This window comes from Stenotrophomonas sp. NA06056 (genome assembly GCF_013364355.1).
Classification (GTDB): Bacteria; Pseudomonadota; Gammaproteobacteria; order Xanthomonadales; family Xanthomonadaceae; genus Stenotrophomonas.
This window is the reverse complement of sequence record NZ_CP054931.1, coordinates 1,553,415-1,566,146: the sequence shown is the minus strand read 5'-3', so window position 1 is coordinate 1,566,146 and position 12,732 is coordinate 1,553,415. Positions and strand designations below refer to the sequence as shown.

General features: G+C 65.7%; 8 protein-coding genes. 1 reads left to right on the top strand and 7 read right to left on the bottom strand.

Annotation, left to right across the window (positions count from 1 at the left end):
• Positions 1-11: 11 nt before the first annotated feature.
• Positions 12-1,001, top strand: a complete 990-nt coding sequence (locus tag HUT07_RS06840) for a zinc-dependent alcohol dehydrogenase family protein (protein WP_176020290.1) — start codon at positions 12-14, stop codon at positions 999-1,001.
• 37 nt (positions 1,002-1,038) lie between these two features.
• Here HUT07_RS06840 and HUT07_RS06835 read toward each other — a convergent pair whose 3' ends face one another.
• From HUT07_RS06835 to ligA, 7 genes are all read right to left on the bottom strand, one after another.
• A complete protein-coding gene (locus tag HUT07_RS06835) occupies positions 1,039-3,570 on the bottom strand; it encodes a membrane-bound PQQ-dependent dehydrogenase, glucose/quinate/shikimate family (RefSeq protein WP_176020289.1) in 2,532 nt (843 codons plus the stop codon).
• A 130-nt stretch (positions 3,571-3,700) separates the two neighbouring features.
• Positions 3,701-6,415 carry a DNA gyrase subunit A gene (gene gyrA, locus HUT07_RS06830; RefSeq protein WP_176020288.1) on the bottom strand — a complete coding sequence of 905 codons (2,715 nt, stop codon included), beginning with the start codon at positions 6,413-6,415 and terminating at the stop codon, positions 3,701-3,703.
• Between the two features lie 273 nt (positions 6,416-6,688).
• Positions 6,689-7,753, bottom strand: coding sequence for an S-methyl-5-thioribose-1-phosphate isomerase (gene mtnA / locus HUT07_RS06825; RefSeq protein WP_176020287.1), 1,065 nt, complete (start codon positions 7,751-7,753; stop codon positions 6,689-6,691).
• A gap of 47 nt (positions 7,754-7,800) precedes the next feature.
• Entirely contained in the window at positions 7,801-8,532 is a 732-nt protein-coding gene (locus HUT07_RS06820) for a DUF3011 domain-containing protein (RefSeq protein WP_176022490.1), read from the bottom strand.
• 137 nt (positions 8,533-8,669) lie between these two features.
• Entirely contained in the window at positions 8,670-9,626 is a 957-nt protein-coding gene (gene epmA / locus HUT07_RS06815) for an EF-P lysine aminoacylase EpmA (protein ID WP_176020286.1), read from the bottom strand.
• Positions 9,623-10,108, bottom strand: coding sequence for a GNAT family N-acetyltransferase (locus HUT07_RS06810; RefSeq protein WP_176020285.1), 486 nt, complete (start codon positions 10,106-10,108; stop codon positions 9,623-9,625). Before HUT07_RS06810 ends, epmA begins: the two co-directional genes overlap by 4 nt.
• Positions 10,109-10,159: 51 nt before the next feature.
• A complete protein-coding gene (ligA, locus tag HUT07_RS06805) occupies positions 10,160-12,625 on the bottom strand; it encodes an NAD-dependent DNA ligase LigA (RefSeq protein WP_176020284.1) in 2,466 nt (821 codons plus the stop codon).
• Positions 12,626-12,732: the final 107 nt, after the last annotated feature.

Below are 12,732 nucleotides of genomic sequence, written 5' to 3'. Positions count from 1 at the left end.
TGGAGACCCCCATGACCCAGGTTGTCCGCATCCACGCCTATGGCGACGCCGATGTGCTGCGCGTTGACGATATCGACGTACCCGCTCCTGCCACCGATGAGATCCAGATCCGGGTCAAGGCCATCGGCCTGAACCGCGCCGAGGTGATGTTCCGCAACGGCGCCTATCTGCAGCAGGCCGAGTTCCCGAGCCGCCTCGGCTATGAAGCGGCGGGCGTGGTTGAAGCCGTGGGCAGCGCGCTGACCGGCTTCGCTGCAGGCGATGCGGTCAGCGTGGTGCCGCCGTTGGACATCGCCCGTTGGGGCACCTACGGCGAGCTGGCCAACATACCGGCGCGGCTGGTGGTGAAGCATCCAACGTCACTGGGCTTCGAGCAGGCCGCTGCGGTGTGGATGCAGTACGTCACCGCCTGGGGCGCGCTGCTGGAGCAGGCCAAGCTGGCTGCCGGCGATTTCGTGATCATCACCGCAGCGTCAAGCAGCGTTGGCCTGGCCGCCATCCAGATCGCCAATGCGGTGGGCGCGACGCCGATTGCGGTAACCCGTGGCCCAGGCAAGCGCCAGGCGCTGCTCGATGCCGGCGCCGCCCATGTCATCGCCACCCAGGAACAGGACCTGGTGGCCGAAGTTGCACGCATCACCGCAGGTGCGGGCGCGCGCGTGGTATTCGATCCCATCGGCGGCCCTCAGTTCGTGCCGCTCACCGAGGCGATGGCACGCGGCGGCATCCTGCTGGAGTATGGCGCGCTGAGCAGCGAGCCGACGCCGTTCCCGCTGTTCAACGTACTGGGCAAGTCGCTGACGCTGAAGGGCTACCTGTACTCGGAAATCGTGTCTGACGACGCAGCGCTGGCGCGTGCGAAGGCGTTCATTGTCGACGGCCTGGAAAAGGGCGTGCTGGCGCCGCTGATCGCCAAGGTGTTTACGTTCGCACAGATCCAGGACGCGCACCGCTACCTGGAATCGAACGAGCAGATCGGCAAGGTGGTGGTGACGGTTTGATCAACCGTCGCAGAACGGAGGCGACCGTTGGTCGCCTCTACTTGGGCAATGCATAGGCCATCACGTAGTCACCCTTCGGGGTCTCCATGAAGTGATGCCCGGCTGCGACGATTACCACGTACTGGCGCCCACCCTGCTCATACACCATCGGATTGGCCTGGCCACCGGCCGGCAGCTTCGCGTGCCACAGTTCCTTGCCGGTCTTCAGGTCGATCGCGCGCAGCAGGTCGTCGGTTGCTGCGGCGATGAAGATCAGTCCGCTGGCGGTGATCACCGAACCACCATTGTTAGGCGTGCCGATCTCGATCGGCAGGCCGGAGCGGATGCCGAACGGTCCGTTGCCGCGCGCACTGCCGAATGGACGGTCCCACAGCAACTTGCCGGTACGCAGGTCGATGGCACGGATACCGCCATAGGGAGGCTGCTTGCACAGCAGGCCGGTGAACGGCAGCCGCCAACCAGCGTTGACCTGGATGCCATACGGCGTGCCCACCTGCGGGTCGCCCGCGCCTTCTGCACCACCCTTGTCGAACCGGATCTTCTCGCGCGGCAGCCAGCCCTTGCGGTCGGCCTCGGCGCGCGGCACCAGCCGGTTGTAGTTGGGCATGTCGTTGTAGTTGGCCACGATCACGCCGCGCCGCGTATCGATGGCCACGCTGCCCCAGTCCGAGCCGCCGTTGTAGCCGGGGTATTCGATGGAATGGTGATCGCTGCTGGGCGGCGTGTAGAACCCTTCGTAATGCGCCTTGCGGAACTGGATGCGGCAGACCAGCTGGTCGATGGGGGTGATGCCCCACATGTCGCGCTCGGTCAGCGCCTCGTCGCGCCGCAGCGTGTGGTACAGCGAGAACAGCTGGGTAGCGGCACGCTGCTCGGGCTCTACGCCGCCTTGCGGCACTTTGCGCTCTTCGGCCGGAGTCAGCAGCTGGCCGTTGCGACGGTCGAGGACGTACAGGTCGCCCTGCTTGGTGGGCAGCAGGATCGCCGGCACCTTGCCCGATGCTGTCGGATACTCAATCAGGCTGGCCTGTGAACCGAGGTCGTAATCCCAGACGTCCTTGCGCACCGCCTGGAAATGCCAGACCGGCTTGCCGCTGGCTACATCAATGGCGACCAGCGAGGTCGCGTACGTGTTCTGGTTTTCCGTGCGCGAGCCACTCCAGTAATCGCCCGCTGAATTGCCCATCGGCAGGTACACCAGGCCCAGTGCTTCATCACCGGTCGCAGTGGTCCACATGTTCGGTGTGCCACGCGTGTAGGTCTGCTCGCGCGGTGGCAGACCGCTGCGCTCGGGCTGATCCATATCCCATGCCCAGCGCAGCTTGCCGCTGACTGCGTCATAGGCCTGGATCACGCCGGAGGGCGCGTCACGGCGCTGGCCATCCAGCACCTGGTGACCGGTGACGATGACCCCGCGGACGATCGCCGGCGGCGAGGTGATCGATACGTAGCCCGGCGGCACGTCGCCCATGCCCAGGGTGATGTCGACCTGGCCGTTGTTGCCGAAACCGGCGCAGGGACGGCCACTGTCGGCGTCCACCGCGATCAGGCGTCCGTCCAGCGTGCCTTCGATGATGCGTGCGCTGCAGGCGGGACGACTGCCGGGCGCTGCGCTGCGACCGGATGGCGTCGGCGGTGGTGCTGGCAGGGCAAGATCGGCGGCGGCATCGGCCAACGCTGCATCGGCATAGGTGGGTGCGCTGGGCTGTTCGTAATAGGACACGCCACGGCAGGCGGCCGTGTACGGGATCGAGGCATCCTTCACCTTCGGATCGAAACGCCACAGTTCCTTCCCGCTTCCTGCATCAAGGGCGATCAGCTGGTTGCGGGCGGTGCACAGGTACAGTCGGTCGCCGATCTTCAAGGGCGTGGTTTCCGCACCCCAGCGCTTCTTCGGCAGGTCACCGGTGCGGAACTGCCAGGCCAGTTGCAGGGTGCCGACGTTTTCAGGCGTGACCTGCTGCAGCGGCGAATAGCGCGTTGCCGCATTGCTGCGCCCCCACGCAGGCCAATCGCCCTCCGCCGGCTGATCGGCCGGCTGCAAGCCAGTGGTGTCACGGGTCGGATCGAGGCCGGCGCTGACGGCAGGCTCCGGGAACGGCTGGTGACCATCGACCAGGCCATGGGGGGCAAACGCGAGGCCGAAGGCGGCCACGAAGATCAGCATCAGCGCGGCAGCCACGCTGCGCGACAGGCGCTTGGATACCGGTGCCTGCAGGGTCGGCGCCAGCAATGCCAGGACGATGCCGAGCGCGGTCACCAGGCCCAGGCGTGGCACCCAGCGCCAGTAGTCGCTGCCCGATTCCCACCAGGTCCACAGCAGGCTGCCGAGGAAGACCAGTGCATACAGCAGTGCACCGCTGCGGCGATTGCCCCACAGCAGGATGCCGCAGACCAGCAGGCCGAGGCCGGCGATGGCGTAGTACCAAGAGCCGCCGAGGCTGGCCAGCCAGCCACCCAGCCCGCCGATGATCAGGCCGAGCACGATCAGCAACAAGGCCAGGACGGTGATCAGCGGGTGGCGGGAGGTGGGCGTTGCGACGGAAGCGGACTGCGGCGTGGCGGACATCGACGATCTCCGGGGGCAGCATGCGCCCTTATGCCATCGTCACCGTGAAGTGCGTGCGTATTTTCGACGGCAGACACGACGACGCCGGCGCAAGGCCGGCGTCGTCGGGTACCTCGGTGTCGCGACAGGATCACTCCTGCGCGGCGTCCTCGCTGCTGGCAGCAGCCGGTGCGCCGTCGGTCGCGGCCGCGGCAGCAACAGCCACCTCGTCCTCGTCCTCGTCGATCGAGGCATCCATGCGCTCCACCGCCTGCAGCTTCTCGTCCTTGGACAGACGGATCAGGGTCACGCCCTGGGTATTGCGGCCGACGCGGCTGATTTCCGAGCCACGGGTACGCACCAGGGTGCCGCCATCGGAGATCAGCAGGACTTCATCGTCGGTGCCCATCAGCACCGCGGCGACCAGCTTGCCATTGCGCTCGGTGGTCTGGATGCCGATGACGCCCTGCGTGCCACGACCCTTGCGCGGGTAGTCCGGCAGCGGGGTGCGCTTGCCGTAGCCGTTTTCGGTGGCGGTGAGGATATAACGCAGGTTGGCGTCGTCGGCACCTTCGATCAACGCATCGCCGGTGGCGATGGCTTCCTCGACACCGTTGTCGTCCTCGTTCTCATCCTCGATGCCGCCAGCACTCTCGGCCACGATCAGGCTGACCACTTCTTCGCCGGCCGGCATCTTGATGCCGCGCACGCCGGTAGCGGTACGACCCATCGAGCGGACCTTGTCTTCACCGAAGCGCACGGTCTTGCCGTTGGACGCGAACAGCAGGATGTCGCGCTCGCCGTCAGTCAGGCCAACGCCGACCAGGGCATCGCCCTCGTCGAGGTTGATCGCGATCTTGCCGCGGGCCAGACGGAAGGCGAACTCGCCCAGCGGGGTCTTCTTGACCGTACCGTTCTTCGTGGCGAAGAACACGAACTGGCCATCGGCGTACTCCCGCACCGGCAGCACGGCCTGCACGCGTTCACCCGGCTCCAGCGGAATCCAGTTGATGATCGGACGGCCGCGGGCGTTGGAACCGGCTTCGGGCAGCTGGTACACCGGCAGCCAGAACACCTTGCCCGAACTGGTGAAGGTCAACAGCGTGTCGTGCGTATTGACCAGCCACAGCTGCTCGATGAAATCCTCTTCCTTGGTCGACGCCGCGCTGCGGCCACGGCCGCCACGACGCTGGGCACGGTAGGCGCTGACCGGCTGGCGCTTCACGTAACCAGCGTGCGACAGGGTGACCACCACGTCTTCCGGGGCGATCAGGTCGAGGATGTCCAGGTCTTCTTCGCTGTGACGGATTTCGGTACGGCGCTCGTCACCGAACTCGGCACGCACGTTGATCAGCTCTTCGCGGATCACCTGCAGCAGGCGGTCGGGATCTTCCAGGATATGGATCAGCCCGGCGATCACTTCCAGCAGCTGCTTGTATTCCTCGGTCAGGCGATCCTGCTCCAGCCCGGTCAGGCGGTGCAGGCGCATTTCCAGGATCTGGGTCGCCTGGATCTCGGTCAGCTGGTAGCCGCCTTCGATCAGGCCCACACCCTTGGGCAGGTCATCGGGACGCGAGGCTTCGGCACCGGCGGCGCCGAGCATCGAACCCACCAGGCCCGGTTCCCACAGGCGCGCAAGCATGCGCTCGCGTGCTTCACCCGGGTTCGGCGAGGTCTTGATCAGTTCGATCATCTCGTCGATGTTGGCCAGCGCAACGGTCAGGCCTTCCAGCACGTGGGCACGGGCACGCGCCTTGCGCAGCTCGAACACGGTGCGGCGGGTGACCACTTCGCGACGGTGGCGGACGAAGGCCTCCAGCATCTGCTTCAGGTTCAGCAGCTGCGGGCGGCCGTCGACCAGCGCCACCATGTTGATGCCGAACACCGATTCCATCTGGGTCTGCTGGTAGAGGTTGTTGAGCACAACCTCGGCCGACTCGCCGCGCTTGATTTCGATGTAGATGCGCATGCCGTCCTTGTCGGACTCATCGCGCAGCTCGCTGATGCCCTCGATCTTCTTTTCCTTGACCAGCTCGGCGATCTTCTCGATCAGACGCGCCTTGTTCACCTGGTAAGGAATTTCAGTGACGATGATCGATTCGCGGCCGTTGTCGGCCACTTCGACATCCGCCTTGGCACGGATGCGCACGCGGCCACGGCCGGTGCGGTAACCGGCGATGATGCCGGCGGTGCCGTTGATGATGCCTGCAGTCGGGAAATCCGGGCCCGGGATGAACTCCATCAGGCCGTCGATATCGATGTCAGGATTGTCGATCAGCGCGATGCAGGCATTGATCGATTCGGTGAGGTTGTGCGGCGGAATGTTGGTCGCCATGCCCACCGCGATACCGGCCGAACCATTGACCAGCAGGTTCGGGAACCGGGTCGGCATGACCGTCGGCTCCAGTTCCTTTTCGTCGTAGTTGGGCTGGAAATCGACGGTTTCCTTGTCGATGTCCGCCATCAGCTCATGCGCGAGCCGCGACATGCGCGCCTCGGTGTATCGCATCGCTGCGGCGGAGTCGCCGTCGACCGAACCGAAGTTACCCTGGCCATCGACCAGCATGTAGCGCAGCGAGAACGGCTGTGCCAATCGCACCAGCGTGTCGTACACCGACTGGTCGCCATGCGGGTGGTACTTACCGATGACGTCACCGACGATACGTGCCGACTTGAAGTAGGGCTTGTTGCTGTGCGCGTTGAGTTCATTCATCGCAAACAGCACACGACGATGCACCGGCTTGAGGCCATCGCGCGCATCTGGCAGCGCGCGGCCCACGATCACGCTCATGGCGTAATCGAGGTAGCTCTTGCGCATCTCGTCTTCCAGGTTGACCTGGATGATTTCCTTGGCGGTTTCTGCCATTCGGGTTCCGTTGTCTGGTAGCGGTCCAGTCCGGCGCATCCACCCGGGGGCGGTCGTGCCGGAACCTCGATTCAACCGCTGGATTCTACCACACGGGGCCGTTTTCCGCCTGCTTTTACGGTGATTTTACCGGCACAAATCAGGAACTTAGGGACTGCCGGCCAGTGGCCGGCACTACCAGGGACGAAGGTCGGTAGATCCACGCCATGCATGGATGGGACCCGTCAGGGGTTAGAGCCCCTTCCTGCGGAAAGGGAGCCGCCCCCGCCCGCGTCAGCCGCCGAAGGCGGCGCGCATGTTTTCCGCGGTCGGGTTCAGGATCACCCCGCGCTCGGTCACGATGGCATCGATCAGCTCGCCCGGGGTGACATCGAACACCGGATTCCAGGCCGCGATGCCCTCGGCCACGGTGCGGGTGCCGCCCACGCCGTACAGTTCACCCGGATCGCGCTGTTCGATCTCGATCTGGCTGCCGTCCACGGTATCCATGTCCACCGTCGAGGACGGCGCCACGACCATGAACTTCACCCCGTGATGGCGGGCCGCGATGGCCAGCTGGTAGGTGCCGATCTTGTTGGCGGTATCGCCGTTGGCGCAGATCCGGTCGGCGCCCACGATCACCCATTGCACGGCACCGGTCTTCATCAGGTGCGAGGCGGCCGAGTCGGCGATCAGGGTCGCGTCGATGCCGTCCTGCTGCAGCTCCCATACGGTCAGGCGCGCCCCCTGCAGCCACGGCCGGGTCTCACCGGCGAACACGCGGGCGATGCGGTCCTGGGCCATACCGGCGCGGATCACGCCCAGCGCCGTACCAAAGCCAGCGGTGGCCAGCGAACCGGTATTGCAGTGGGTCAACACGCCGCTACCGGCCTCGATCAGGCCGGCACCGAGCGCGCCCATATGGCGGTTGGCGGCCAGGTCTTCCTCGGCAATGGCCTGTGCTTCAGCCTCCAGCAGCGCCTTCCAATCGGCACCGGCAGCACTCAGGCAACGTCGCATGCGTGCCAGCGCCCAGGCCAGGTTCACTGCGGTCGGGCGCGAGGCGTTCAGCCGCTGCAGCGCGGGTTCCAGCTGCTGCAGGGCATGCGCTCCGTCGGCCGCCTGCACATCTCGCGCGGCCAGTACCACACCCCAGGCAGCGGCAATGCCGATGGCCGGCGCACCGCGCACGGTCAGGGCGTGGATGGCAGCGGCGACCTCATCGCTGTCATGGCAGGCGACATGCTCGACCACGAACGGCAGCTTGCGCTGGTCAAGCAGTTGCAGGGCATCGCCGGTCCACAGAATCGGGCGGATGTGGTCGTAGCGGGCGTAGTCGAGGTCGGAGGCAGTGTTCATGGCCCCATTGTAGGGCCACGCCACGCGCGGATGGACCCCGCCGGGATTCAATTCACCGAGAATTCGGCGCGGCAGCCGCCGTCGACCCAGATGCCGTTGCGGTTCCAGCCCCAGGTACTGCCTTCCTCGCACGGGGTACTGGAAAGCTGGTTGGAGATGGTAGCGCTGGTGGAGATGCTGGCACCGCAGAAGCGGCGCTTCTTGGACTTGGATTCGCAGGTCAGCCGGCGCGGCATGTCGACGAAACGGCCCTGCTCGTCGGCCACCTCGAAATCACCCTGACAACCCCGGGTGGTCCATACCTCGTTGCGCTTGTAGCCCCAGCCCTGCCCTTCCCGGCACGGCAGCACGGACAGCTGCCGCAGCAACCTCACCGGCGCACCATCCAGGCGTACCGGGCAGCTCTGCGGACGACCATTGGACTCACAGCGCACCACCCGCCGCACCAGGCGCTTGCGCCCCTCGGCCGATGGCGCGGCGGCATTTTCTGCAGGGCGCGCGCGGAACTCGGCACGGCAGCCCAGGGTCACCCACACGCCACTGCGGTCAGTACCCCACTCGCTGCCACGGATGCAGCTGTTGCTGGACAACTGGCGGATCAGGTCGACGCCGTTGCTGACGTCGATATCGCAGTGCACCCAGCCCATGTCGCGGGATTCGCAGGTCACCACTTCGCCGTCATAGCCAATCGACTGCGCCGATGCGGCCGACGGAAGCAGAGCACCCCATATCGCCATGGAGTACATCGGTGCAGCCACGACCGCAAACCACTTGACCAAAGCCTTCCCCATGAATGGATGAACCACGACGCAAGTGTGCGGTATCGACTGTGATAAGAGCATCATCGTGCTTGCTGAATCAAGCGCGAGAAAGCCCATTTTCGTTCAGCCTGCAAGGTCCATGGGAAATCATCAGGTCATGCGTGGGCGAAATCGAATGCAAGCACGTCGGCGATGCGCGGCGTACGGTGCATCGCCATCAACAGGCGATCAACGCCAACGGCAACGCCGGCGCAGGACGGCATTGAGGGCAGCACCTGCAACAACGCTTCATCCAGTGCGGGCTGCACCTGTCCCCGTGCGTGGCGGCGCTGCAGATCATGCTGGAAACGCGCGCGCTGTTCCGTCGCATCGTTCAGTTCGTGATAACCATTGGCCAGTTCCACCGGGCCCAGGTACAACTCGAAACGCTCGGCCAACGGCGGTGTGCCAGCGCGGATGCGCGCCAGCGCCGCCTGGCTGGCGGGCCAGTCGTGGACGACGGTCATGACCGCGTCATCGAAATGCGGTTGGATACGGTGCGTCATCAACAGATCCAGCCAGTCATCGCGGGTCAGGCCCACCGGATCGATATGCACTTCGCCCAGCGCGGCCCGCAGTTCTGCCTCGTCGGCATCGAACGGGTCCACGCCGGCCTGTTGCTGGAACAGTTCGCGATAGCTCAACACATGCAACCTCGCGCTGCGGCCAACCAGCGCCAGCGCCTGCGCAACCAGCTCTGCGGTTTCCTGCAGCAGCCGATGATGGTCCCAGCCAAGCCGATACCACTCCAGCATGGTGAACTCGGGATTGTGGCGGCCGCCGGCTTCGCCATTGCGGAACACCCGGCCCAGCTCATAGCAATCGCCAACGCCGGCGGCGAGCAGGCGTTTGAGCGGAAACTCCGGCGAGGTGCGCAGCCAGCGGCGGCGACCACCCGCATCGACGTGGCCGCTGAAATCGGTGTGGAAGCTGTCGATGTTCGGCTCGGTGTTGCCCGCCACCGACAGGATCGGCGTTTCCACTTCCAGCACGCCACGCTCGGCGAAGAAGCGCCGCACCAGCGCATTGAGGGTGGCTCGCTGTTGCAGGTTGCGCAGCAGTGCCTCGCTCACAGGATGCCCTCCGGGCGCGGATGGTCCAGCGGCAGGGTCAGCAGATCGCGGGTGTCATCGATGTAGCCGCTGGCCAGGTACAGGCGGCGCGCCAGTTCGTTGTGATGGTTGACCTCCAGACGCAGCCGGCTGACCCCGCGCCCACGCGCACGTTGTTCGCAGATGGCCAGTGCCCGCTTGCCACGGCCACGACCACGCGCGCGATGGCTGAGGTAGAGCTCGTCCAGCAGCATGAAATGACCGCCCTGCTCCAGGCTGAAGCCCATCGCGATCACCGCATAGCCCACCACGGCCGCAACTTCGTCCAGCCACAGCAGTACCTCGCCGTTGCGCGGATCAGCCAGCAGTGCATCGACACCACGGCGCACGCGCGCATCGTCGAATTCGATCTTGTCTTCGGCGTAGAAATCGCGCATCAGCGCGATCAGCAGTTCCTCGTCAGCACGGGTGGCCAGGCGGAAATCCAGCGGGGCGGTCTGCATCAGTGTTCCTTTGAGGTTGCGTGCCGGGCGCCTGCGCGCCCGGCCGGTTCGTCATTCGTGTTCGGCGAGGTAGGCCAGCAGACGCTCTTCATCCCACACCGGAACGCCCAGCGATTGCGCCTTGTCCAGTTTGGAACCCGCCTCGGTGCCGGCAACCACGAAGCTGGTCTTCTTCGATACGCTGCCGGACACCTTGGCGCCCAGCGCCTCCAGGCGCTCCTTGGCGGTATCGCGATTGAGCTGGGCCAGGGTGCCGGTGAGCACCACCGTCTGCCCGTCCAGCGGGCCGGCCACCACGTCGGCCAGTGTCGGTGCAGTAGCCAGGATGTGCTTCATCTCCGCTTCGGCCGCCAGCAGCATCGCGCCATGGCCATCGCTGTCCAGCCAGTCAGCGACGCCTCGGGCGGTATCGTCGGGCAACCCGGCGTTGACGAACTGACCGTGCTCGGCGTCCAGCACCGACTGTGCGCTGGGCAATGCGGCGACCAGCTTCTCCGCACGCAGGCGGGTGATACCGGGAATCTCCGCTTCAACCAGCAGCTGGGCCAGGTCAAGGCCTTCGCGCAGCTTGGCGCTTGGCGGATGCACGTCGCTGATGCGTACCTGCCCCACCTGCAGCAGCGCATCGATGGCCTGCTGGTTGCCTTCCTGTTCGAAGAAGTGGCCCAGCGAGCGCGCCACTTCGCCACCGATATCCGGCACGCGCTTGAACAGCGGCCACGGCAGACGGCGGATCAACGCCAGATCGCCAAACCACTGCGCCAGCGCCTTGGCGGTGCTCTCGCCAACGTGCTCGATGCCCAGCGCGAACAGCAGTCGTTCCAGCGTTGCGTCACGGCTGGCATCGATCGCGGCAATCAGGTTGTCCGCCCACTTGGTGGCGATCTTTTTCGTGTTCCATTCGAAGGCTGCCGGCTGCGCCAATGCCTGCGCACGCCATCCTGCATCGCTGCCATCCAGCTTCAACACCGCGTTGAGCACCGCGCCGCTGCCTTCGGCCGGCAGGTGCAGTTTCAGGCTGGCAGCGAGTGCGGAAGGATCTTCAGCATCCAGCACCAGCTTCAGGTGCAGCAGTTGATCACGGGTGAGGCGATACAGATCGGCCACGCTCTTGACGATGCCGGCGTCCACCAGGGTTTCGATGTACTTGTCACCGAGACCGTCGATATCCATCGCCCGTCGTGAGGCAAAGTGGGCGATGGCCTCCTTGCGCTGTGCCGGGCAGGACAGCTCGCCCGAGCAGCGCCATGCGGCAGCACCTTCTTCGCGCACGATCTCCGAACCACACACCGGACAGCTGGTCGGCATCTGCCAGGGCATGGTGCCCGCAGGGCGGCGGTCGAGGATGACGCTGACCACTTCCGGGATCACATCGCCGGCACGGCGCACGATCACGCTGTCGCCCACCCGCACGTCCAGGCGCGCGATCTGATCGGCGTTGTGCAGGGTGGCGTTGGAGACGATCACCCCCGCCACTGCGACCGGCGCAAGACGCGCCACCGGGGTGGCAGCACCTGTACGGCCGATCTGGATTTCGATGGCTTCCAGCGTGGTGCTCTGCTCCTGCGCCGGGAACTTGTGCGCGATGGCCCAGCGTGGTGCGCGCGAAACGAAGCCCATGGTCTGCTGACCGGCGCGGTCATCGAGCTTGTAGACCACACCATCGATATCGAATGCCAGGCTGTCGCGACGCTCGCCGATGTCGCGGTAATACGCCAGGAGTCCGTCGCTGCCTTCCACCACCTTGCACAGGTCGCTGACCGGAAAGCCCCATTCGCGCAGCTGCGCCAGCGTGCCCGAATGCGTATCGGGCAGCTCACCGGCCTGCACGTCACCGGTGCCGTAGGTGAAGAAACTGAGCCTGCGCTGCGCACTGATCTTCGGGTCAAGCTGGCGCAGCGAACCGGCGGCGGCATTTCGCGGATTGGCCAGTACCTTGCCGCCATGCAGGCGCGCGCGCTCGTTGTAGGCCTCGAAGTCGGCACGGGCCATGTAGACCTCGCCACGCACTTCCAGCACATCCGGCCAGTCCTTGCCTTTCAGGCGCTTGGGGATGTCGCCGATCTCGCGCAGATTGGCGGTCACATCCTCACCGGTGCTGCCATCGCCACGGGTGGCGCCCAGCACGAAATGGCCGTCCTCGTAACGCAGGCTGATCGCCAGGCCGTCCATCTTCGGTTCGGCGGAGAAACGCAGGGTGCCGCGGCGCAGGCGCTCATCGATGCGGCGCACGAAGTCGGCCACTTCCTCATCGCTGAAGGCATTGGACAGCGACAGCATCGGCACCGCATGGGTGACTTCGGCAAAGCGACCCGACGGGCGGGCGCCCACTTGCTGGGTCGGGCTGTCGGCACGGGCGAGGTCGGGATGCTCGCGTTCCAGTGCCTCCAGCTCACGCACCAAGCGGTCGTAGTCGACGTCGGGGATCTCCGGCGCATCCAGCTCGTGATAGGCACGATTGGCCTGGGCGATCTGCCGGCGCAGGACTTCGGCACGTTCGGCGGGGCTGATGCTCATCGGAATCTGCGGGTTCTGGGATGGCCGGGAATTCTACCGCGCCTGCGCGTCAGGCCCTGTCTGCAGCGTCGAACCAGGCTCAACGGACGGCGAACAACAGTCGAGCC